Below are 23,002 nucleotides of genomic sequence, written 5' to 3' on the forward strand. Positions count from 1 at the left end.
CCATTACACAGCTTTAGCAAATTGGACTCATCATACCAGAGGCACGCAGTGGCAGGTAGCGCGGCAACGAGAGAAAAGAGGGATCACCGTTTCATTTTTGTGAAATTTACAATGCGGTCTGATCCGCGTCCGGGCCGTGATTTTTGCGTATACTGATGTTTTGTTTTACTTGACGGGGAAGGACGTCTGTCGTGGAAATTTCTTTTGGTCGCGCACTGTGGCGCAATTTTTTAGGCCAGTCTCCTGACTGGTACAAACTGATACTTCTGGTGTTCCTGGTTGTTAGCCCTCTCCTCTTTTATGTGAACCCGTTCGTTGCCGGGTGGCTGCTGGTGGCGGAATTTATCTTCACCCTGGCGATGGCGCTGAAATGTTATCCTCTGTTGCCCGGCGGCTTGCTGGCGTTTGAAGCCGTGGTGATCGGCATGACCCGCGCGGAGCACGTCAAAGCGGAGCTGGCGTCAAATCTTGAAGTGCTTTTGCTGCTGATGTTTATGGTGGCGGGCATCTACTTTATGAAACAGCTGCTGCTGTTTATCTTCACGCGTCTGCTGCTCAGCATTCCGTCGAAAATGTTCCTCTCGCTGGCGTTTTGCCTCGCGGCTGCCTTCCTTTCAGCCTTCCTGGATGCGCTGACGGTGGTCGCGGTGGTGATAAGCGTCGCGGTGGGATTCTACGGAATCTACCACCGTGTCGCCTCCTCTCGTCCGGGCGAGGATCTGCAGGATGACAGCCATGTCGAGGCCCATAACCGTGAAGTCCTGGAACAGTTTCGCGCCTTCCTGCGCAGCCTGATGATGCATGCCGGCGTCGGTACCGCCCTGGGTGGCGTAATGACGATGGTGGGTGAGCCGCAAAACCTGATCATTGCCAAAGCGGCGGGCTGGCACTTCGGCGATTTCTTCCTGAGAATGGCGCCGGTGAGCGTACCGGTGCTTTTCTGCGGTCTGGCGACCTGTCTGCTGGTGGAGAAATTTCGTCTCTTTGGTTATGGGGCGCAACTGCCGGAGCCGGTGCGCCAGGAGCTGCATAAATTCGATCTGCAGAGCCGAAGCCAGCGGACGCGCCAGGAGACGCTGCGTCTGATTGCCCAGGGAATTATCGGCGTCTGGCTGATTGCGGCGCTGGCGCTCCATCTTGCCGAAGTGGGGTTGATTGGCCTGTCGGTCATTATTCTCGCCACCACCTTTACCGGCGTGACGGATGAACATGCCATCGGTAAAGCCTTTACCGAAGCCTTGCCGTTTACCGCCCTGCTGGCGGTATTCTTCGCCGTCGTGGCGGTGATTATCGACCAGCACCTGTTCGCGCCGATTATCGCCTTTGTTTTACAGGCCGCACCGGACGCGCAGCTCTCGCTGTTTTATCTGTTTAATGGCCTGCTCTCGTCGATCTCCGATAACGTCTTTGTCGGGACGGTCTACATCAACGAAGCCAAAGCCGCGATGGAGCAAGGCGTCATCAGCGCCGGTCAGTTTGAGCTACTGGCCGTGGCGATCAATACCGGCACCAACCTGCCGTCGGTGGCAACGCCCAATGGCCAGGCCGCTTTCCTGTTCCTGTTGACCTCCGCCCTCGCGCCACTCATACGGCTTTCTTATGGCAGGATGGTATGGATGGCGCTGCCCTATACGCTGGTGCTCACGTTCGTGGGATTGCTTTGCGTCAAAATTACCCTCATTCCCTGTACGCAGTGGATGATACAAGCGGGTATACTTGCGGCGCAGTAAAACAGGTATCGGTGGCGCGATAAATGAATTAGTTTACAATGCGCTTTCTAAGCATGTTCCAGGGAAATGATTATGTTGAGATTTTTAAACCAGTGCTCCCGCGGTCGCGGAGCGTGGTTGTTAATGGCCCTGACCGCCTTTGCGCTGGAAATGGTCGCGCTGTGGTTCCAGCATGTTATGGGGCTCAAGCCTTGCGTGCTTTGTATTTACGAACGCTGCGCGCTGTTTGGCATTATGGGTGCAGGCCTGGTCGGCGCCATTGCGCCGAAATCGCCGCTTCGTTATGCCGCGATTGCGATCTGGTTGTACAGCGCCTGGAAAGGGCTTGAACTCTCCTGGCAGCACACCATGATGCAGCTGCATCCATCACCGTTTATGACCTGTGATTTTGCCGCCCGCTTCCCGAGCTGGCTGCCGCTGGATAAATGGCTGCCACAGGTGTTCGTTGCATCCGGTGACTGCTCCGTTCGTCAGTGGGAATTCCTGACCCTGGAGATGCCGCAGTGGCTGGTGGGTATTTTTGCCGCCTACTTCGTCGTGGCGCTGCTGGTACTGATTGCTCAGCCGTTCAAACCGAAGAAACGCGATCTTTTTGGAAGGTAAACGCAAAACGGCAACCTCGGTTGCCGTTTTTAGTGTTTGCGCCCTCTCCCGTGGGAGAAGGTTGGGCTGAGGGCATCATGCCGCACAAACACAAATAAAAAACCCGCCTCGGCGGGTTTTTTATTCTCAACGAGTCGGGTGATTCATGATGTGGTCTTCCCAGTCACGCACCTCGGACTCTTTCACCGCAATGTGGCGTACTGAGATACGTTCGCCGTGCATCGCCGCTTTTGAACCGGTGAGCAGCGGATGCCATGCCGGCAGATCTTTCCCCTCCGCCAGCAGGCGATACGCGCAGGTATGCGGCAGCCATTCAAAGGTGGGCAGGTTCTCACGGGTTAACTTGATGCAGTCTGGCTCGAACTCGAAGCGGCGCTCATAGTTGCGGCACTGGCAGGTTTTAATGTTTAACTGCTTGCAGGCCACGTTGGTGAAGTAAATTTCGTCCGTGTCTTCATCCATCAGCTTGTGCAGACAGCACTGCCCGCAGCCGTCGCACAATGATTCCCATTCCGCGTCAGTCATGTCGTCGAGAGTTTTGCTTTGCCAGAAAGGGATGTCGTTCATCGGGATGTCCACACGTCAAAAGAAAGCGCACCTTATAACGAGTCTGGCACGTTGTTGCAAGTTTTGCCGCCCTCTTCAGGCGGCAAAGTGGGATTACAGCACGCGGGTTTTCAGCGCCAGGCCGTTAAAACCGACTTCCAGTTCATCACCGCTCGCCAGCGGGCCCACGCCTTCAGGGGTACCGGTCAGGATCACATCCCCCGGCTTCAGGGTAAAGAAGCGGCTCATGTAGGCAATCAGTGGCACAATCTTATGGATCATGTCTGCCGTGGTGCCCTGCTGGCGGATCTCGCCGTTAATCTTGAGGCTGAGCGGTGTATTCTGCGGATCGTTGGTAAATTCGCTCACCGGAATAAACGCCGAGATGGGGCAGGAATTATCAAACCCTTTGGCTTTTTCCCACGGCTGCCCGGCTTTCTTCAGCTTGCCCTGGACATCGCGCAGGGTCAGATCCAGCGCCACGCCGTATCCGGCAATCGCTTTCTGCACATGCTCTTCTGAAGCCTGTCGCAGCGTCGCGCCAATCAGCACGGCGAGTTCAACCTCGTGATGCACCGAACCAAGCCCCTGCGGCAGCGCCAGCGGCTGGCGGATATCGCACAGCGCCGTTTCTGGCTTGATGAACAGAACCGGCTCTTCTGGCGTCGCGCTGCCCATCTCCTGGATATGTTTGGCATAGTTGCTACCCACGCAAACCACTTTGCTGACGGGATAATCCAGTAATGCCCCTTGCCAGTTATGATGTTGATACATGGTCGACCCCTAAACGGTTGATGTGTTGTGCCCGAAAACAGTTGAGGCTATTTTTTCCCGTTCGCCTCAAGATGCTGTTTTAATAAATTCTCGGGTGGCGGTGGAAGCTGTAAATAATAGCCTTGTTCGGCTAATGCCGTTTTCACTTTATCCAGATCGGCATTCACCAGTTTCTTACGACCATCAAGCGGCAGCAGCATCACCAGCTGTGGTCGGCCAAAGTTCTTCATTAATTCTTCAGGCACGCGTGAAAAATCGTCTTTCTTTTCGACATAAAGATAGGTCTGGTCACGGCTTGTACTTCTGTAGATCACACAAAACATGTTTTTACTCTGAATTAATGGGTGGTTGCTTGCCTCAATATACTCCTGACTATAACATGCCTGATACTCTTCGGAATATCGCAGCGAGTGGTTGCGGTTAATAGCAAATTGAGTAAGGCCAGGATGTCAAACACGCCCATCGAGCTTAAAGGCAGTAGCTTCACCTTATCAGTGGTACATTTGCATGATGCAAAACCCGAGGTTATTCGTCAGGCGTTAGAAGACAAAATCGCCCAGGCTCCCGCCTTTCTGAAACATGCCCCTGTTGTGATCAATGTCAGCGGTCTTGAGGCGCCGGTTAACTGGAAGCTTCTCCAGCAGGCGGTCTCCTCTACCGGACTGCGTATTGTAGGCATCAGTGGCTGTAAAGATCCCGAGCTGAAAGCGGAAATCGACCGTGCGGGGCTGCCGCTTCTGAATGAAGGCAAAGAAAAAACCCCGCGTGCGGCACCCGTTGCCGTCGAAACGCCCCCTCCTGCGGTGCAAAACGTTACAACCATCACAAAAACGCGAATGATTGATGTGCCGGTTCGTTCCGGTCAGCGCATTTATGCGCCAAACTGTGATCTAATTGTTACAAGCCACGTCAGCGCTGGCGCTGAGCTGATTGCAGATGGCAATATTCACGTTTACGGTATGATGCGTGGACGTGCGCTCGCCGGGGCAAGTGGCGATCGGGACGCGCAAATTTTTTGTACTCATCTGACGGCGGAACTGGTCTCCATCGCAGGTGAATATTGGCTGAGCGACAAGATCCCAGCCGAATTTTATGGCAAAGCGGCTCGCCTGCTTCTGGCAGACGACGCGTTGACCGTTCAACCGTTGAATTGATCCCTTTTTAACAAGGAATTTCTATGGCACGCATTATTGTTGTTACTTCGGGTAAAGGAGGCGTTGGCAAGACCACCTCCAGCGCGGCCATCGCTACTGGTTTGGCCCAGAAGGGAAAGAAAACCGTCGTTATCGACTTCGATATCGGTCTGCGTAACCTCGACCTCATCATGGGATGTGAGCGTCGCGTCGTGTATGACTTCGTTAACGTCATTCAGGGCGATGCCACGCTGAACCAGGCGCTGATTAAAGACAAACGCACCGAGAACCTCTACATTCTCCCGGCTTCTCAGACGCGTGATAAAGACGCCCTGACCCGTGAAGGGGTGGAAAAGGTGCTCGACGAGCTGAAAAAAATGGAGTTCGACTTCATTGTCTGTGACTCCCCTGCCGGCATCGAAACCGGTGCCCTGATGGCGCTCTACTTCGCCGATGAAGCGATCATCACCACCAACCCTGAAGTGTCATCCGTGCGTGACTCAGACCGCATTCTGGGGATCCTCGCCTCTAAATCCCGTCGTGCGGAAAATGGCGAAGACCCGATTAAAGAACACCTGCTGCTTACCCGCTATAACCCGGGTCGCGTGAACAAAGGTGATATGCTGAGCATGGAAGACGTGCTGGAGATCCTGCGCATTAAACTGGTGGGCGTTATCCCGGAAGATCAGTCCGTGTTACGCGCCTCTAACCAGGGTGAGCCCGTGATCCTGGATACAACGGCAGATGCAGGTAAAGCGTATGCTGATACTGTTGACCGTCTGCTGGGAGAAGAACGTCCTTTCCGCTTCATTGAAGAAGAGAAGAAAGGTTTCCTCAAACGCCTGTTCGGAGGATAAGTTATGGCATTACTGGACTTTTTTCTCTCGCGGAAAAAGAACACCGCCAACATCGCAAAAGAACGTCTGCAAATTATCGTTGCGGAGCGTCGTCGTAGCGACGCCGAGCCTCACTACCTGCCGCAGCTGCGTAAGGACATCCTGGAAGTGATCTGTAAGTATGTGCAGATTGACCCGGAGATGGTGACGGTGCAGCTGGAACAAAAAGACGGGGATATTTCGATTCTGGAGCTGAACGTGACGCTCCCGGAAGCGGAAGAGTCCCGTCCGTAGGTTTGTGATTTCATAGCCCCGGTAAGCGCAGCGCCACCGGGGGAATATGCCGGGTTATCACCCGGCATATTTTTTATCTCGGATAACCTTCCAGCAGCGTATTCAGGCGATCGGCCATCAATTCCCCGCGCCAGCCCGCCATCATTTCCGGTAAGCCATTCTGCGGCTTCAGCTTCCAGTGCCAGTTCAGCAGCTGATTAATCTGTCGGCGTGATGCGAGCAGTTCAGCACTCAGCTTGCTTTCCGTAGCAACGGCCTGAACCAGGGCTTTAATGTCCTTGAACGCCTTGCGGTAGCCCGGCATATCCATCAGATTCAGCAGCGGTTCCGGCAGCTTGTCGTCAGGCAACTCCTGCGCTTTCGCGACCAGCGCCAGCAGGGTTTTACCGTGGAAACGGATCTCACTGCCCGAAAGCCCAATGCTGTCCAGTTCGCCCAGGCTGCCCGGCATATAGCGTGCCACCGCCCAGAGATGCTCTTCGCGCACCACAAAGTTAACCGCCAGATCGCGCTCGCGCGCTTTACGCAGACGCCAGTCCGCTAACAGCTGCAGGCAGGCCAGCTGACGCGTACGCAGTTGCCACGCGTTGCTGATATCGCGCCAGGCCTCTTTCGGGTCCACCACTTCCTGGCGACGCTGCTGGGTCATACGGCACTCATCCAGCGCGGCAGGCAGCCAGCCAGAGGCTTCCGCCTCTTTCATCAGCTGTCCGGCAATCGGCAGCAGGTAAAACACGTCTGCCGCCGCATATTCCAGCTGACGCTCGGTAAGCGGACGCGCCAGCCAGTCGGTACGGGATTCGCTTTTATCCAGCGTCAACCCCGTGTACTCCTCCACCATGGCGGCAAAGCCCCATGAGAGAGGACGATTGCTGAACGCGGCAAGGATCTGCGTATCAATCAGCGGCTGGGGCATGATGCCAAAGGTGTTCAGAAAGACTTCCAGATCTTCACTGCCTGCGTGCAGGTATTTCGTCACGGCGGTATCAAGCAGCAGGTCGCGCATCGGCGTCCAGTCGGTAATACCAAGAGGGTCAATCAACGACACGTGTTTACCGTCGTACATCTGTATCAACCCCAGCTGCGGATAGTATGTCCGGGTACGGACAAACTCGGTATCCAGGGCAATGGCAGGAAAGTCGCGCGTCACTTCGCACAGCGAAGCCAGCTCGTCATTGGTCGTGATCATCTGGTAATTCAAAACGGGTTCTCTTTTGTTTGCGCCCATAAAAAACGCCGGCTTAACCGGCGTCTGGGCGATTAGCGTGAAGCTCAGGCCTTATTGTCTACTTTGCCACGGGCTTCGTCACGTAATTCTCGTCGTAATATCTTTCCGACGTTGGATTTCGGCAGCTCATCGCGGAATTCAACCAGTTTCGGCACCTTGTAGCCCGTCAACTGACGACGACAGAACGTGACCAGCTCCTCCTCGGTGAGAGAAGGATCTTTCTTGACCACAAATATTTTGACCGCTTCACCGCTGCTACCGGAAGGCACCCCAACGGCCGCCACTTCGAGTACGCCGCTGTGCTGCATCACCACGTCTTCGATCTCGTTCGGATAGACGTTGAAGCCGGAGACCAGGATCATGTCTTTCTTACGATCGACAATGCGCAGGAAGCCCTCTTCGTCCATCACCGCGATATCGCCGGTGTGGAGCCAGCCGTCTTTGATGATTTCGTCGGTGGCATCAGGACGCTGCCAGTATCCCAGCATGACCTGAGGACCTTTGACGCACAGTTCGCCTGGTTCACCCGGCGCGACTTCATTATCGTTATCATCGACCAGTTTGGCCTCCGTGGACGGCACCGGCAGACCAATGCTGCCGCTGTGATAGTCAATATCATGCGGGTTCACGCTGACCAGCGGCGCACATTCCGTCAGACCATACCCCTCAAGCAAATACTGCCCGGTGAGCTTTACCCAGCGCTCAGCGACCGCCTGCTGAACCGGCATGCCGCCGCCCGCAGAGAGGTGCAACGTGGAGAAATCCAGCTGCTGGAACTCTTTGTTGTTAAGCAGCGCGTTAAACAGGGTGTTTACCCCGGTCATGGCGGTGAACGGGTATTTCGCCAGCTCTTTCACCAGCCCCGGAATATCGCGCGGGTTCGTAATCAGAACGTTCTGGCCACCGAGCTCAATAAACAGCAGGCAGTTCATGGTCAGTGCGAAAATGTGATACAGCGGCAGCGCGGTAATGACCAGCTCTTTGCCAGGATGCAGCAGCGGCCCGTAAGTGGCATTCACCTGCTCAAGGTTTGCCAGCATGTTGCGGTGGGTCAGCATCGCCCCTTTGGCCACGCCGGTGGTACCGCCGGTGTATTGCAGGAACGCCAGGTCTTCCGATACCAACTCCGGCTTAACGTACTGCATACGGTAGCCCGCATGCAGGGCACGGCGGAAAGAGATGGCATCCGGCAGGTGGTATTTTGGCACCAGACGTTTGATGTATTTAACGACAAAGTTAACCAGCGTGCCTTTGGCGGTGGAGAGTTGATCCCCCATGCGCGTCAGGATGACGTGTTTAACCTGGGTTCTGTCGACCACTTTTTCCAGGGTATGGGCAAAGTTGGAGACAATCACAATCGCGGCCGCACCACTATCGTTCAGCTGATGCTCCAGCTCGCGCGGGGTGTATAGCGGGTTGACGTTGACGACAATCATCCCGGCACGCAGGATACCAAACAGCGCCACCGGATATTGCAGCAGGTTTGGCATCATCAGCGCGACGCGGTCCCCTTTTTGCAGTCCCAGCCCTTCCTGCAGATAAGCCGCAAACGCCCGGCTACGCTCCTCAAGCTTACGGAACGTCATCACCTCACCCATATTCACAAATGCGGGCTGGTCCGCGTAGCGCCTTACCGAATGCTCAAATAATTCCACCAGGGATTGATAACGGTCAGGATTGATCTCCGCAGGCACATCTGCGGGATAACGGTTAAGCCAAACCTTTTTCAATGCATCACCTCTGAACTGAGTGTTCGTCGTCATCACAACCCCGATAATAAACAGTTTGTTAACATTATATTAACTCAGCGTACCAGTTTATTAATTGTCCAGATTTAAGGTTGCGAAGCGCGTCACTCTTTTTTTTCGTTGTAGCCGTAAAAAAACAGAGACAGCGGCTGAGCCGCTGTCTCTTTTCTAACAATAACAGTAAGTTACTCAGTAACGATGGTCTGTACCTGTGCAGGTCCCGGGTTATACCAGCCCCAGCCCGGGTAGCCGTAACGGTAAGGGTGTGGACCCCACATCCACGGATCGATCGGCTGAGGCGGCATGATCACCTGCTGTGCCAGCCGCCAGCGTTTGTAGCCGTTAACCTGCATGGTCATAAATTTATACGGCGTATTACCGATTTTGCCCTGCACCGCGCCGGTTATCGGCCCGACGACTGTCACCAGTTGTCCGCGAAAATCGACCGGATCGAGGAAACCACTGACGTCCGCATAGATACGTCCGCGGGAGGCCTCACCCAGCACAGGGCGTGCGCCGCTGTCCAGGGGAACGGTCGCGATCTCCAGACGAGTTTTCCCCTGCTGGTTTTGCACTTCAATCACTTTCCCGCCGAAGCGCGCTTCCTGCCCGACGTAGAGCTCAGGGGCATTCATCACCCGCACCAGATCCTGCTGTGGCGTCGGGCTGGAGCCCTTAATCGCATCAGGAACGGAAACGCATCCGCTCAGTGCTATGGCAACAGCGCCTGCCATAAAAAGGCGTACTACTTTAGTCTGAACCGCCATGATGCGACTCCTTTTTCTCAGTTCCTGTTACTGAGATTCACTCGCGGCCCGGAAGTTTCTTCCATGCGACGGTGTTTCGCAAATAAACCGGCTCCGCGTGTTCCACGGCAACGGTTTTTCCTGCTGCAAGCAGCTGGCTGGCAATGGGAAGCATATCCTCTGCCGCAGGCAATAGCATGTTGCCGTCCACCAGCGTCACCCCGGTATCCTTCGCCATATCAGGCCACGCAGGCCAGCCCGTGCCGACGGTCGCCCACTCACCGGAGAGCTGTTTCAGTCGTTCGGTCACCGCTTGTGGCTTAAGTACCGCTTCCGTCTCTTCACCGTGCCACACGCCCTGCGCGTCGCGGGTGTATTCAGCCCAGTAGACTTCGCCCATACGGGCGTCAATGGCGGCCAGGACGCGGGTGGCCCCGGTCATACGCCAGGCACCCTGCGCCATGGTGGCGAGGGTAGAGACGCCAATCATCGGCAGCTCAGCGCCCAGCGCCAGCCCCTGGGCAATGCCAATGCCAATACGCACGCCGGTAAAACTGCCCGGGCCACGGCCAAAGGCCAGCGCGTCGAGGTTGGTTAAGGCGGTATTGCTCCGGGTTAAGATCGCTTTAACCAGGGGCAGAATGCGCTGGGTGTGTTCCCGTGGGCACTCTTCGAAGTGAGCAGAAACAGCACCGTCGTTCAACAGAGCAACAGAGCAAGCCTCTGTTGCGGTATCAATAGCCAGAATTCGCATCAGTCGTCGCGCTCTCGCAAGGGTCAGTCACAAAATGGCGCGCATCTTAGCACACTCCGGGGTAAATTACTCCGCCGTTGGGTTTGCCAGGAAACGCACCGCGCGTTTTATGTCCCGCGTCCGTGGTGCGGGCGGCAGGCTGGCGAGGAAGGTTGCGCCGTACGGGCGCATCACCAGCCGGTTATCACAGATGACCAGCACGCCGCGATCGGTGACGTCGCGGATCAATCGCCCTACCCCTTGCTTAAGGGTGATCACCGCGTCCGGCAGCTGTACCTCGTCAAACGGATCGCCGCCGCGCAGGCGGCAGTCTTCCATCCGAGCCTTCAGCAACGGGTCGTCCGGGGAGGTAAACGGCAGCTTATCGATGATCACAAGCGACAGGGTGTCTCCGCGTACATCCACCCCTTCCCAGAAGCTGCTGGTGGCCACCAGCAGAGCATTACCGGCGCTGACGAACTGCTGCAGCAATTGCCCTTTGCTGGTTTCTCCCTGCAGCAGTACCGGCAGGGTCATGGTGGCACGGAACTGCTCAGCGAGGTCGCGCATCATGGCGTGAGAGGTGCAAAGCATAAAGCAGCGGCCGTTGTTGGCCTCGATCATCGGTTTTAGCATTGCCGCCAGGTGGCGCGCCGCACCCGGCTGGTTTGGCAGCGGAAGATTACGCGGCACGCAAAGCAGCGCCTGTTTTTCGTAATCAAACGGGCTGGGCAGCAGCAGCGACTCCGCCTGTTCAATGCCAAGCCGTTCCGTGAAGTGATGCAGATCGTCATTCACCGACAGCGTTGCCGACGTGAAGATCCAGCTGCCAGGCTTTTGCGCCATCACCTCTTTAAATTTATCCGCCACCGTCAGCGGCGTGAGCGCCAGCGTGAAATGGCGCGAGGTGCATTCATACCAGTAGCTGAACCCCGGCTGGTTAATCTCTTTTAACCGTTTGAGCCGCCCGCGATAGAGCGTGGCGCGCTCGAATGCGGCATCCAGCAGCGCGGAACGGCCAAGCGACAATTTCGCGACGTCGTAGCAGAGCTCCAGGGCGTCATCGAGCAGCAGCAGCGCGCGCTGGATATTTTTATCTGCCAGCAGCTCGCGCAGGTTCCCGCGATAGCCCGGCTCGCCGAGCTGTAACCGGAAGTCCTGCGCGCTTTGGGCCAGGCGATCGGCACACTTCTGCAACTGCTGGGTATCTTTTAATTCAGTGCGGTAAGCGATGGTGAAATCTTTCGCCAGATCCAGCAGCTGGCGGCTGGAGAGCGACTGGCCAAAATACTGGCTGGCGATATCCGGGAGCTGGTGGGCTTCATCGAAGATCATGACCTCCGCCTCCGGGATCAGCTCACCAAAGCCACTGTCTTTGACCACCATATCCGCAAGGAACAGGTGATGGTTGACCACCACCACATCGGCATCCATCGCCGTTTTGCGCGCTTTCACCACAAAGCAGTCTTTGTACAGCGGGCAGTCGCTGCCGAGGCAGTTGTCGTTGGTACTGGTCACCAGCGGCCAGGCCGGCGAGTCTTCCGGCACGCTCGCGCAGGTGCTGATATCCCCCTCTTCCGTCTGGTTGGCCCAGGCGCGAAGGATAATGACGTCGCTCAGGGTCTGCACCGGCAAATCGCCGCCCGCCAGCGCCTGTTGCTCAAGACGCTCGAGGCAGAGATAGTTAGAGCGCCCCTTCAGCAGCGCCAGCCGGCCTTTGTATTTCAGCGCTTTTGCCACCGTCGGCAAATCCCGGCTGTAGAGCTGATCCTGCAGCGCTTTCGAGCCGGTCGAGATGATCACCTTTTTTTTCGCCCGCAGCGCCGGGGCAAGGTAGGCGTAAGTTTTCCCCGTGCCGGTTCCAGCCTCCACCACCAGCGGCTGCGCCTTATCAATGGCCCGCGCCACGGCGTGTGCCATCTGCCGCTGAGGTTCACGCGGTTTGAAGCCGGGAATGGCTTGTGCTAACTGACCTTCAGGGGAAAAATCGTCTGCCACGGTGCTCTCTCACTGTATTTTTGCACAGGGATTATGTCAGCCCATCCTCTCCAGTGCCACCCCAAATAGTGACGACGACGGAACAATATGGCAGTCTTGCGGCCTGATGACGAAAAATAACGAGGAAACGTTTATGACAATTGTGCGCATTGATGCCGAAGCCCGCTGGTCTGATGTAGTCATTCATAACCAGACGCTCTACTACACCGGCGTACCGGCGAATCTGGACGCGGATGCGTTCGAGCAAACGGCGAACACCCTGGCGCAGATCGATGCGGTGCTTGAAAAGCAAGGTAGCGACAAATCGCGCATTCTGGATGCGACGATTTTTCTGGCAAACAAAGACGATTTCGCGGCCATGAACAAAGCCTGGGATGCCTGGGTGGTGGCGGGTCACGCGCCTGTACGTTGTACCGTACAGGCCACGCTGATGAAGCCGGAATACAAGGTAGAGATTAAGATTATCGCGGCTGTGTAGGCCGGTTACTCTTCCTCTTCATCCTCGAAACGCGCCACGATCCGCTCGCCGGTATGGGTGGCGCGAAGTTCTTCCGCCACCTGGGAAATGGCCTGCCCGCTGCTCATCCCCTGGGACATCAGTTCCTGAATTCGCTCAACCGCTTTCTGCTGTTGCTCGTGGCTCAGAGAAGGTAAACCTGCAAACATCGTCAACTCCTGCTAAATTATTCGCGCTAATTATTTCACGCTGCCCGGTAGTATGCCACACATGAACATGCGCTTGCCCACTGTTATTACCCTGCCCTGGCGTACTGACGCCGCTGAGTTCTGGTTTGCCCGTCTGAGCCATCTTCCTTTTGCGATGTTGCTGCATTCCGGCCATGCGGATCATCCCTATAGCCGCTTTGATATCCTGGTCGCCGATCCGCTAAAGACGCTGACGACCCATGACCTGCCGTCCACGGACGATCCGCTGCTGCGGCTTCAGGAGGCTATCGATGCGCTGGGCTTGTCTGCCCTGCCGAATCCCGATCTCCCCTTCCAGGGTGGTGCGCTGGGCCTGTTTGGCTACGATCTGGGCCGTCGCTTTGAAACGCTGCCCTCGGTGGCGAAAGCGGATATTCCGCTGCCGGATATGGCCGTAGGGCTTTATGACTGGGCGCTGATTGTCGATCACCATAAGCAGGTGGTCTCTTTGCTCAGCCATTCGGATGTCGACGCGCGCCTGGCCTGGCTGGAAGCGCAGCAGCCTGCCGCTGCGCAGGATTTCCGCCTGACCTCTGACTGGCGTTCAAACATGACACCCGAGGCATATGCAGAAAAATTCGCCCGCGTGCAGGCGTATCTGCAAAGCGGCGACTGCTATCAGGTAAATCTCGCCCAGCGTTTCCAGACAACCTATGAGGGCGATGAATGGCAGGCTTTTACCCGCCTTAACGCCACTAACCGGGCACCATTCAGCGCCTTTATCCGTCTCGAACAGGGGGCCATTGTCAGCCTGTCGCCTGAGCGCTTTATCCATCTTGCGGAGGGCAACATTCAGACGCGGCCAATTAAGGGTACATTGCCACGCCTTGCCGATCCTGATGCTGACCGCCAGCAGGCAGAAAAACTGGCCGCCTCACCGAAGGACCGCGCTGAAAACCTGATGATTGTCGATCTGATGCGCAACGATATTGGCCGGGTGGCCGTGCCGGGCAGCGTGCGGGTGCCGGAACTGTTCGTCGTCGAGCCTTTCCCGGCGGTCCATCATCTGGTCAGCACCATTACCGCGCGGCTGCCGGCCGCGCGGACGGCCTGCGATCTTCTGCGCGCCGCGTTCCCGGGCGGCTCGATAACCGGCGCGCCGAAAGTGCGGGCGATGGAGATTATCGATGAGCTGGAGCCCCACCGCCGCAACGCCTGGTGCGGGAGTATTGGCTACATCAGCCTGTGCGGCACCCTGGATACCAGCATTACCATCCGCACGCTGACTGCCTGCAACGGAAACCTTTACTGTTCGGCTGGCGGCGGCATCGTGGCCGACAGCCAGGTCGATGCGGAATATCAGGAAACCTTTGATAAAGTTAACCGTATTCTGAAACAACTGGAGTAACCACGGGTGGAAAAAGAGAACCTGACGCTGGATGCCTTTTTATCGCGCTTTCAGCTACTACGGCCCCAGGTCAACCGCGAAGCGCTGAATCAGCGCCAGGCGGCGGTGCTGATCCCGGTCGTGCGGCGTGCACAGCCGGGCCTGCTACTCACCCAGCGCTCTGCCCATCTGCGCAAACACGCCGGTCAGGTTGCTTTTCCTGGCGGCGCCGTCGACAGTTCCGATGCGTCGCTGATTGCCGCCGCGCTGCGGGAAGCGCAGGAAGAGGTGGCGATTCCGCCGGAGGCGGTAGAGGTCATTGGCGTGCTGCCGCCCGTCGACAGCGTTACCGGTTTCCAGGTCACGCCGGTGGTGGGCATTATCCCGCCGGACCTGCAGTATCATGCCAGCGTGGATGAAGTCTCCGCCGTGTTTGAGATGCCGCTGGAAGAAGCCCTTCGGTTGAGCCGTTATCATCCGCTGGATATCCACCGCCGGGGTCATGACCATCGGGTGTGGTTGTCCTGGTATCAGCATTATTTTGTCTGGGGCATGACGGCGGGCATTATTCGTGAACTGGCGTTGCAAATCGGCCTGAAGCCTTGACTATACTTTACATTCTACCTTCTTTTGCCTGGTTTGCGATCTGCGTCGCGCTATTAGCAAAACCCATCGTCAACCATTAGTTTAATTCATGTGAATAGTTAAGCCGAGGTCGGTGTTCCCTCTTACACTATGCGCAGTTATAACATCGTTACTGGAACCCCGGTAACCCTGTCAGGAGTGTGAAAGTGATTAGTATATTCGACATGTTCAAAGTGGGAATTGGCCCTTCGTCTTCCCATACTGTTGGCCCGATGAAGGCCGGTAAACAGTTCGTCGATGATCTGGTCGAAAAAGGATTACTGGAAAGCGTTACCCGTGTCGCCGTGGATGTTTACGGCTCGCTGTCATTGACGGGTAAAGGCCACCACACCGATATCGCCATTATTATGGGTCTGGCAGGCAATATGCCGGATACCGTGGATATTGATGCCATCCCGGCATTCATCCGCGACGTGGAAACGCGCGGCCGTCTGCTGCTGGCAAACGGTCAGCAGGAAGTTGACTTCCCGCAGGATGACGGCATGCGTTTTCGCAGCGACAACCTGCCGCTGCATGAAAACGGCATGACCATTCACGCATTTAGCGGTGAAAAAGAGATTTACAGCAAAACGTACTACTCCATCGGCGGTGGTTTCATCGTGGATGAAGAGCATTTTGGCAAAGATAGCGTCGGCGACGTCAGCGTTCCGTATCCGTTCAAATCCGCAACCGAGATGCTCGGTTACTGCAAACAGACCGGTCTGTCGCTGTCCGGCATGGTGATGCAGAACGAACTGGCGCTGCACAGCAAAAAAGAGATTGAAGACTATTTTGCGAACGTATGGCAAACCATGCGCGCCTGTATCGATCGCGGGATGAACACCGAAGGCGTGCTGCCGGGTCCACTGCGCGTACCGCGTCGTGCCTCTGCCCTGCGCCGTATGCTGGTGACGACGGACAAGTTCTCCAACGACCCGATGAACGTGGTCGACTGGGTGAATATGTTTGCCCTGGCGGTTAACGAAGAGAACGCCGCCGGTGGCCGCGTCGTGACGGCGCCGACCAACGGCGCGTGCGGAATTGTTCCGGCCGTGCTGGCCTATTACGACCACTTTATTGAACCCGTGACGCCAGACATCTATATCCGTTATTTCCTGGCGGCAGGTGCCATTGGTGCCCTGTACAAGATGAACGCGTCTATCTCTGGCGCTGAAGTCGGCTGTCAGGGTGAAGTGGGTGTCGCCTGTTCTATGGCGGCGGCGGGTCTTGCAGAGCTGCTGGGTGCAAGCCCTGAGCAGGTCTGCGTGGCGGCAGAAATCGGTATGGAACACAACCTCGGTCTGACCTGTGACCCGGTCGCGGGCCAGGTGCAGGTGCCGTGTATCGAGCGTAACGCGATTGCGTCGGTGAAGGCCATCAACGCCTCACGTATGGCGATGCGCCGTACCAGCGAACCTCGCGTATCGCTGGATAAGGTAATTGAAACCATGTACGAAACGGGCAAAGACATGAACGCGAAATACCGCGAGACGTCCCGTGGTGGCCTGGCCATTAAGGTGCAGTGCGACTAATACTGCCTTTCGCCCATCTGCAACGGATGGGCGAAATTTCCTCTTCATTCTCGTCTCCTCCCGCTTTCCCCACTACACTTTCACAGTTGCGTCCGGCTTTTGTGGCTGGTGGCTTATCAGGCGTTCGTTCATGCAAACTGCGCAGACGATCATTAAACACTACCGCCGAAAACGCGTTATCGTCTGCGTGACGATTGCGCTCCTGACGCTCATCCTGACGTTGGGCGTTCGCTTTATTTCACAGCGCAATGTTAACCAACAGCAGATCCTCGCATTTACCAGCCATACCGTTCGCGCCCTTGATAACGTGCTGCTCGCTTTAGATAAGCGCCGCAACGTGCTGCAGTCGCTGGTGGGTCAGCCTTGTCAGCAGGCGCACCTGGCCCTGAGAAAGCAGGCCGCCATTTTGCAGACAGTACGCTCTATCGCCCTGGTTAAAGACGGTATCCTCTACTGCTCGAGTATTTTCGGCAGCCGCAATGTGCCCGTGCGTGATTTCCTGAGGGAACTCCCCGCCAGCGCGGCGAAGCTGATTTTATCGACTGATCAGTGGCTGCTTAAGGGCAGCCCGATACTGATCCAGTGGTTTCCGGTCTCTCAGGACGGGGAAGATGGCATCATGGAGATCATCAATATCGACCTGATCACCAAAATGATCCTCGAGCCCCAGCGCCCGCTTATCAATGACGTGGCGCTGACCGTGGGCGATCGTTTTTTGCGTTACGGCCAGCGCGTCACCGACAGCCTGTCATTTGATGAGGAGGGCTCGATTGTCCAGCAGTCTTCCTCCCGACATCCTTTCACCATCACGATCAGCGGGCCGGGACCCGGCGAACTGGCCCTGAAAAGTCTCCCCGCCCAGCTGCCGCTGGGGCTCATACTCAGCCTGCTGTTGGGCTATCTCGCCTGGCTGGCCACGGCAAACCGGATGAGCTTCACGTGGGAGATCGATATGGGGATTGCCTCGCGGGAATTTGAACTTTTCTGCCAGCCGCTGATGGATGCCCGTACCCAGAAGTGCACCGGCGTTGAGATCCTGCTGCGCTGGAACAATCCCCGTCAGGGGTGGATCTCCCCGGAAGTGTTTATTCCGCTGGCAGAAGAACATAACCAGATTGTCCCCCTGACCCGTTATGTGATCGCCGAAACCGTACGCCAGATAGGTTACTTCCCGGCAAGCGCGGGTTTTCACATCGGCATTAACGTCGCCGCCAGCCATTTTCGTCGCGCGGTATTGCTGCAGGACCTGAACCGTCTGTGGTTCAGCGCCAACCCCCAACAGCAGCTGGTGATCGAATTAACGGAACGGGACGCGCTGCTGGATGCGGACTATCGCATCGTGCGCGAGCTGCATCGCAAAGGGGTGAAGCTCGCCATTGACGATTTTGGTACCGGAAACAGCTCCCTCTCCTGGCTTGAGAAGCTGCACCCGGACGTGCTGAAAATTGACCAGTCCTTTACCACCGCCATCGGTACTGATGCCGTGAATTCAACGGTGACGGATATCATTATTGCGCTGGGTCAGCGGCTGAATATCGAACTGGTTGCAGAAGGGGTTGAGACGGAGGAGCAGGCACGATATTTACGCCGCCATGGCGTTCCTGTCCTGCAGGGGTTTTTCTATGCGCGGCCGATGCCGCTACGGGACTTTCCGGACTGGCTGGCGGGAAGATCTCCCCCGCCAGCCCGCCATAACGGGCACATTGTGCCCTTAATGCCGCTGCGTTAAGCAGGCTTACTCATCTTCGTCGTGGGCAGATTGTTCTTTAACAATGCGGACCATATCAACGCGATAGTCGTTGGCTTCGACAATCGTGATGTGCAACGGCGGCAGCTCAATCACATCGCCGACACGCGGGATTTGCCCGTTAACGGCGATAACCAGACCGGCTACGGTCGCGATGTCTTCTTCATCGTTGACCACGTTTTCCAGCCCCAGCGTGTGCGAGAGCGCGTGCAGATCGGTGGTCCCTTTCACCAGCCAGCCATCGCCATCGGCAACGATCTCCGGGGTTTCGTCCTCGTCCGGGAATTCACCGGCTATGGCTTCCAGCACGTCCAGCGGCGTGACCAGCCCCTGTACCACCCCAAACTCGTTGGTGACGATAACAAAGCTGCCACGCGCGCGGCGAAGCACCCCGAGCAGGTTGATCGGGTCAAGCGTTTCCGGCACGACAATCGCTGGCGATGCCGCCGCAACGGCTTCGACATTGACGCCCTCTTCCAGGGCCACCAGCATCTCTTTCGCCCGCACGACGCCGATGATCTCATCCAGCTCACCACGACACACCGGGAACAGGCTGTGCGGGGAAGAGAGCAGCTGCTGGCGAATTTCATCCACACTCAGGTTAGCATCGACCCAGCTGATCTCTCCGCGCGGAGTCATGATCCCGCGCAGTGACCGCGAGGCCAGGGAGAGCACGCCGTTAATCATGTAACGTTCCTGTTCCACAAACGCCCCTTCCGGGACCGGAACCGGGTTATGGTTTTCGGAATCAGACTGAACGTTCACCTGACGACGGCCGCCCATCAGACGCAGAATGGCATCTGCGGTACGGGCGCGCAGCGGCTGACTGGACTGCTGCTTAATAAAGTTACGGCGCGCAATCTGGTTGAACAGCTCGATCAGGATCGAGAAGCCAATCGCGGCGTACAGGTAGCCTTTCGGAATATGGAAGCCAAAGCCTTCGGCCACCAGGCTCAGACCAATCATCAGCAGGAAGCTCAGGCACAGTACCACCACCGTCGGATGCTGGTTCACGAAACGCGTCAGCGGTTTCGAGGCCAGAAGCATGACCGCCATCGCAATGACCACCGCGGCCATCATCACCGGCAGATGGTTCACCATGCCGACCGCCGTGATCACCGCATCCAGCGAGAACACCGCATCAAGTACCACAATCTGCAGCACTACCACCCAGAAGCTGGCGTAGCCTTTACCGTGCCCATCATCATGCTGGCGGTTTTCCAGCCGCTCATGGAGCTCTGTTGTCGCTTTGAAGAGCAGGAATATCCCCCCGATCAGCATGATCAAATCACGGCCGGAGAAGGTGTAATCCATGACGGAGAAGAGCGGTTTGGTCAGCGTGACCATCCAGGAGATGACGGACAGCAGGCCCAGTCGCATGACCAGCGCCAGCGAGAGACCAATCAGGCGCGCTTTATCACGCTGTTTTGGCGGCAATTTGTCCGCGAGAATGGCGATAAACACCAGGTTATCGATACCGAGAACAATCTCCAGCACCACCAGCGTGAGCAATCCCACCCAGATTGACGGGTCCATTAAGAATTCCATGACAAGCTCCTGCTATAGGAATGACGAAACGGTGCCCCACGCAATGTGGGCAAAACAGAGGCAGACAGCGTTGATACGTGGCGAGGATCGCCGGTGAAAAAGGCGCGAGATGGCCTGAAAGATGACTGACGTCGGTGACGGTCCATATAGTGGGCTGTAGCCCTATACTCCTGAACAAGTAAACGGAGGCTAAACATATCAGAGACAATATGTTTTTAGCAAAGATTTACGTTCCTTTGCAAAAACGCGAAAAGACGAAATATGTGTTGAGTAATTTCTGATTTTCGAAACCTAAATTACGGATCTTCATCACATAAATTATTTTTTCACTATCTAAAATAATTCGCGGAAGTCTTAGTTTTTTAACTCTAACCCTTATCTGAATCGATTCGGTTCGCCAATACGATTCTCAGTACGTCTGCCCGGCAGGCGTATTAATGATAATAAAAGGAGGTAGCAAGTGACCATTGCTATTGTCATAGGCACACATGGTTGGGCTGCTGAGCAGCTACTCAAAACGGCAGAGATGCTGTTGGGCGAGCAGGAAAACGTCGGCTGGATCGATTTCGTTCCCGGTGAAAACGCCGAGACGCTGATTGAGAAGTACAACGCTCAACTCGAGAAGCTGGATACCAGCAAAGGGGTGCTGTTTCTCGTTGATACATGGGGCGGCAGCCCGTTCAACGCTGCCAGCCGCATTGTCGTCGATAAAGAGCATTATGAAGTTGTCGCCGGGGTCAATATCCCGATGCTGGTGGAAACCTTCATGGCACGCGACGACAATCCATCTTTCGATGAACTCGTGGCTCTGGCCGTTGAAACCGGCCGCGAAGGGGTGAAAGCCCTGAAAGCACAGCCGGTTGAAAAACCCGCCCCTGCGCCTGCTGCGGCATCGAAAGCGGCAGCGCCAGCAAAACCGATGGGACCGAACGATTACATGGTCATCGGCCTGGCGCGTATTGATGACCGTTTAATCCATGGCCAGGTGGCAACACGCTGGACCAAGGAGACCAACGTTCGTCGCATTATCGTGGTCAGTGACGAAGTGGCCGCCGACACCGTTCGTAAAACCCTTCTCACGCAGGTTGCTCCTCCTGGCGTTACCGCGCACGTCGTGGATGTCGCCAAGATGATTCGCGTTTACAACAACCCGAAATACGCGGGCGAACGCGTGATGCTCCTGTTCACTAACCCGACAGACGTTGAGCGCATTGTTGAAGGCGGCGTGAAAATCACTTCCGTGAACATTGGGGGGATGGCATTCCGTCAGGGCAAAACGCAGGTCAACAACGCCATTTCAGTCGATGCGAAAGATATCGAGGCATTTAACAAGCTGAATGCGCGCGGTATTGAACTGGAAGCCCGCAAGGTTTCCACAGACCCGAAACTGAAAATGATGGATTTGATCGGCAAAGTTGGGAAATAAGCCCGCGCCGGTTTTTCACATAATGCTTATGTAATAGGAGAAGTACAATGGAGATTACCACTCTTCAGATTGTGCTGGTGTTCATCGTCGCGTGTATTGCGGGTATGGAGTCCGTACTTGATGAATTTCAGTTCCACCGTCCTCTGGTGGCCTGTACGTTGATTGGTGCCGTTCTGGGTGACATGAAAACCGGTATCATCATCGGTGGTACCCTGGAAATGATCGCCCTGGGCTGGATGAACATCGGTGCGGCGGTTGCGCCTGATGCCGCGCTGGCGTCGATTATTTCTACCGTTCTGGTTATTGCCGGTCATCAGAGTATCGGTGCCGGTATCGCCCTGGCGATCCCACTGGCCGCAGCAGGCCAGGTACTGACCATCATCGTGCGTACTATCACCGTGGCCTTCCAGCACGCAGCGGATAAGGCGGCCGAAAACGGCAACCTCACGGCGCTCTCCTGGATCCACGTATCGTCCCTGTTCCTGCAGGCGATGCGTATCGCCATTCCGGCCGTGATCGTCGCGATTTCTGTGGGGACCAGCGAAGTTCAGGGCATGCTCAACGCCATCCCTGAAGTGGTCACCAGCGGTCTGAACATCGCGGGCGGTATGATCGTGGTTGTCGGTTATGCGATGGTCATCAACATGATGCGCGCAGGCTACCTGATGCCGTTCTTCTACCTCGGCTTCGTGACTGCGGCATTCACCAACTTCAACCTGGTTGCACTGGGTGTGATTGGTGCAGTGATGGCGATTCTCTACATCCAGCTCAGCCCGAAATATAACCGCGTCGCGGGTGCCCCAGCGCAGGCTGCTGGTAACAACGATCTCGATAACGAACTGGACTAACAGGTGAGCGAAATGGTTGATATGACAAAAACTACCACCGAGAAAAAACTCACTCCGGGTGATATTCGTGGCGTGTTCATCCGTTCTAACCTGTTTCAGGGTTCATGGAACTTCGAACGTATGCAGGCGCTCGGTTTCTGTTTCTCTATGGTGCCGGCGATCAAACGCCTGTACCCGGAAAATAACGAAGCCCGCCGTCAGGCGATTAAGCGTCACCTGGAATTTTTTAACACTCATCCGTATGTCGCGGCTCCCGTACTGGGCGTAACGCTTGCGATGGAAGAGCAGCGTGCGAACGGCGCAGAGATTGACGATGGTGCCATCAACGGTATCAAAGTCGGTCTGATGGGTCCGCTGGCAGGCGTGGGTGACCCTATCTTCTGGGGTACCGTTCGTCCGGTCTTCGCGGCGCTGGGTGCCGGTATCGCGATGAGCGGCAGCCTGCTTGGCCCACTGCTGTTCTTCATTCTGTTCAACGCCGTGCGTCTGCTGACCCGTTATTACGGCGTGGCCTACGGCTACCGTAAAGGGGTGGACATTGTTAAGGACATGGGCGGCGGCTTCCTGCAGAAACTGACTGAGGGGGCATCCATCCTCGGCCTGTTTGTCATGGGGGCGCTGGTCAACAAGTGGACGCACGTGAACATCCCGCTGGTGGTGTCGACCATCACGGGCCAGGATGGGCAAACCCGTGTGACCACCGTGCAGACCATCCTCGACCAGCTGATGCCTGGCCTGGTGCCGCTGCTGTTGACCTTCGCCTGTATGTGGCTGCTGCGTAAAAAAGTGAACCCGTTGTGGATTATCGTTGGCTTCTTCGTCATCGGTATCGCGGGCTACGCTGTCGGTCTGCTGGGTCTGTAATACAATGCGTTA

The 23,002-nt window shown here is 56.3% G+C and carries 24 protein-coding genes; 13 read left to right on the forward strand and 11 right to left on the reverse strand.

Annotated features, from left to right (window positions below):
* Positions 1-191 precede the first annotated feature (191 nt).
* Both nhaB and dsbB read left to right on the forward strand, forming a co-directional pair.
* Positions 192-1,730 (forward strand): Na(+)/H(+) antiporter NhaB, encoded by a 1,539-nt coding sequence (gene nhaB / locus LDK53_RS16820; protein ID WP_225287638.1) that lies wholly within the window; start codon positions 192-194, stop codon positions 1,728-1,730.
* Positions 1,731-1,802: 72 nt separating this feature from the next.
* The gene (gene dsbB, locus LDK53_RS16825) at positions 1,803-2,333 is read left to right on the forward strand and encodes a disulfide bond formation protein DsbB (RefSeq protein WP_045285485.1); all 531 of its coding nucleotides are present in this window, start codon (positions 1,803-1,805) and stop codon (positions 2,331-2,333) included.
* Between the two features lie 126 nt (positions 2,334-2,459).
* On the opposite strand, the gene LDK53_RS16830 is transcribed toward dsbB, so the two are convergent.
* The 3 genes from LDK53_RS16830 to LDK53_RS16840 form a co-directional block, all read right to left on the reverse strand.
* A complete protein-coding gene (locus LDK53_RS16830; RefSeq protein WP_032672443.1) occupies positions 2,460-2,900 on the reverse strand; it encodes a YcgN family cysteine cluster protein in 441 nt (146 codons plus the stop codon).
* 93 nt (positions 2,901-2,993) lie between these two features.
* Positions 2,994-3,653 carry a fumarylacetoacetate hydrolase family protein gene (locus tag LDK53_RS16835; protein ID WP_225287639.1) on the reverse strand — a complete coding sequence of 220 codons (660 nt, stop codon included), beginning with the start codon at positions 3,651-3,653 and terminating at the stop codon, positions 2,994-2,996.
* Positions 3,654-3,700: 47 nt separating this feature from the next.
* Entirely contained in the window at positions 3,701-3,976 is a 276-nt protein-coding gene (locus LDK53_RS16840; RefSeq protein ID WP_025756878.1) for a YcgL domain-containing protein, read from the reverse strand.
* A 123-nt stretch (positions 3,977-4,099) separates the two neighbouring features.
* On the opposite strand from LDK53_RS16840, the gene minC reads away from it, so the two are divergent.
* The 3 genes from minC to minE are packed head-to-tail and all read left to right on the forward strand — an operon-like array spanning position 4,100 to position 5,916.
* A complete protein-coding gene (gene minC, locus LDK53_RS16845) occupies positions 4,100-4,807 on the forward strand; it encodes a septum site-determining protein MinC (RefSeq protein ID WP_025756879.1) in 708 nt (235 codons plus the stop codon).
* A gap of 23 nt (positions 4,808-4,830) precedes the next feature.
* On the forward strand, positions 4,831-5,643 hold the full coding sequence (minD, locus tag LDK53_RS16850; RefSeq protein WP_013096144.1) for a septum site-determining protein MinD: 813 nt from the start codon (positions 4,831-4,833) through the stop codon (positions 5,641-5,643).
* Positions 5,644-5,646: 3 nt separating this feature from the next.
* Positions 5,647-5,916, forward strand: a complete 270-nt coding sequence (gene minE / locus LDK53_RS16855; protein ID WP_008500504.1) for a cell division topological specificity factor MinE — start codon at positions 5,647-5,649, stop codon at positions 5,914-5,916.
* Between the two features lie 73 nt (positions 5,917-5,989).
* Here minE and rnd read toward each other — a convergent pair whose 3' ends face one another.
* The 5 genes from rnd to LDK53_RS16880 form a co-directional block, all read right to left on the reverse strand.
* Positions 5,990-7,117 carry a ribonuclease D gene (gene rnd / locus LDK53_RS16860; protein WP_088244435.1) on the reverse strand — a complete coding sequence of 376 codons (1,128 nt, stop codon included), beginning with the start codon at positions 7,115-7,117 and terminating at the stop codon, positions 5,990-5,992.
* Positions 7,118-7,188: 71 nt separating this feature from the next.
* The gene (fadD, locus tag LDK53_RS16865) at positions 7,189-8,874 is read right to left on the reverse strand and encodes a long-chain-fatty-acid--CoA ligase FadD (RefSeq protein ID WP_123072414.1); all 1,686 of its coding nucleotides are present in this window, start codon (positions 8,872-8,874) and stop codon (positions 7,189-7,191) included.
* A 203-nt stretch (positions 8,875-9,077) separates the two neighbouring features.
* Positions 9,078-9,659, reverse strand: coding sequence for a Slp family lipoprotein (locus LDK53_RS16870; protein ID WP_014884269.1), 582 nt, complete (start codon positions 9,657-9,659; stop codon positions 9,078-9,080).
* 37 nt (positions 9,660-9,696) lie between these two features.
* Positions 9,697-10,392, reverse strand: a complete 696-nt coding sequence (tsaB, locus tag LDK53_RS16875; RefSeq protein ID WP_225287640.1) for a tRNA (adenosine(37)-N6)-threonylcarbamoyltransferase complex dimerization subunit type 1 TsaB — start codon at positions 10,390-10,392, stop codon at positions 9,697-9,699.
* Between the two features lie 66 nt (positions 10,393-10,458).
* On the reverse strand, positions 10,459-12,369 hold the full coding sequence (locus LDK53_RS16880) for an ATP-dependent DNA helicase (protein WP_047958934.1): 1,911 nt from the start codon (positions 12,367-12,369) through the stop codon (positions 10,459-10,461).
* 133 nt (positions 12,370-12,502) lie between these two features.
* Here LDK53_RS16880 and LDK53_RS16885 point away from each other — a divergent pair, with 133 nt between their 5' ends.
* Positions 12,503-12,847, forward strand: coding sequence for a RidA family protein (locus LDK53_RS16885; protein WP_008500498.1), 345 nt, complete (start codon positions 12,503-12,505; stop codon positions 12,845-12,847).
* Positions 12,848-12,852: 5 nt separating this feature from the next.
* Here LDK53_RS16885 and LDK53_RS16890 read toward each other — a convergent pair whose 3' ends face one another.
* Positions 12,853-13,035 carry a YoaH family protein gene (locus LDK53_RS16890; RefSeq protein ID WP_025756884.1) on the reverse strand — a complete coding sequence of 61 codons (183 nt, stop codon included), beginning with the start codon at positions 13,033-13,035 and terminating at the stop codon, positions 12,853-12,855.
* Between the two features lie 61 nt (positions 13,036-13,096).
* Here LDK53_RS16890 and pabB point away from each other — a divergent pair, with 61 nt between their 5' ends.
* From pabB to LDK53_RS16910, 4 genes are all read left to right on the forward strand, one after another.
* Complete coding sequence (gene pabB, locus LDK53_RS16895) at positions 13,097-14,422, forward strand: aminodeoxychorismate synthase component 1 (RefSeq protein ID WP_225287641.1); 1,326 nt, start codon at positions 13,097-13,099, stop codon at positions 14,420-14,422.
* Between the two features lie 6 nt (positions 14,423-14,428).
* Positions 14,429-15,007: a CoA pyrophosphatase gene (locus LDK53_RS16900; RefSeq protein WP_025756886.1), complete on the forward strand. Its 579-nt coding sequence runs from the start codon at positions 14,429-14,431 to the stop codon at positions 15,005-15,007.
* 185 nt (positions 15,008-15,192) lie between these two features.
* On the forward strand, positions 15,193-16,557 hold the full coding sequence (gene sdaA / locus LDK53_RS16905; RefSeq protein ID WP_025756887.1) for an L-serine ammonia-lyase: 1,365 nt from the start codon (positions 15,193-15,195) through the stop codon (positions 16,555-16,557).
* A 130-nt stretch (positions 16,558-16,687) separates the two neighbouring features.
* The gene (locus LDK53_RS16910) at positions 16,688-18,286 is read left to right on the forward strand and encodes a cyclic diguanylate phosphodiesterase (protein WP_225287642.1); all 1,599 of its coding nucleotides are present in this window, start codon (positions 16,688-16,690) and stop codon (positions 18,284-18,286) included.
* Positions 18,287-18,292: 6 nt separating this feature from the next.
* On the opposite strand, the gene yoaE is transcribed toward LDK53_RS16910, so the two are convergent.
* Both yoaE and LDK53_RS23055 read right to left on the reverse strand, forming a co-directional pair.
* Positions 18,293-19,852 (reverse strand): CNNM family cation transport protein YoaE, encoded by a 1,560-nt coding sequence (yoaE, locus tag LDK53_RS16915; protein WP_025756889.1) that lies wholly within the window; start codon positions 19,850-19,852, stop codon positions 18,293-18,295.
* Entirely contained in the window at positions 19,840-20,049 is a 210-nt protein-coding gene (locus tag LDK53_RS23055; RefSeq protein WP_412174828.1) for a protein YoaL, read from the reverse strand. The genes yoaE and LDK53_RS23055 overlap by 13 nt, the downstream gene beginning before the upstream one ends.
* A 263-nt stretch (positions 20,050-20,312) precedes the next feature.
* Here LDK53_RS23055 and manX point away from each other — a divergent pair, with 263 nt between their 5' ends.
* Genes manX through LDK53_RS16930 form a run of 3 tightly spaced genes read left to right on the forward strand, consistent with a single transcriptional unit; the run spans position 20,313 to position 22,990 of the window.
* Entirely contained in the window at positions 20,313-21,278 is a 966-nt protein-coding gene (gene manX, locus LDK53_RS16920; RefSeq protein ID WP_225287643.1) for a PTS mannose transporter subunit IIAB, read from the forward strand.
* 47 nt (positions 21,279-21,325) lie between these two features.
* A complete protein-coding gene (manY, locus tag LDK53_RS16925) occupies positions 21,326-22,126 on the forward strand; it encodes a PTS mannose transporter subunit IIC (protein ID WP_003859914.1) in 801 nt (266 codons plus the stop codon).
* Between the two features lie 12 nt (positions 22,127-22,138).
* Positions 22,139-22,990, forward strand: coding sequence for a PTS mannose transporter subunit IID (locus tag LDK53_RS16930; protein WP_006810994.1), 852 nt, complete (start codon positions 22,139-22,141; stop codon positions 22,988-22,990).
* Positions 22,991-23,002 lie beyond the last annotated feature (12 nt).

The organism is Enterobacter sp. K16B (genome assembly GCF_020216105.1).
Lineage (GTDB): Bacteria > Pseudomonadota > Gammaproteobacteria > Enterobacterales > Enterobacteriaceae > Enterobacter > Enterobacter sichuanensis.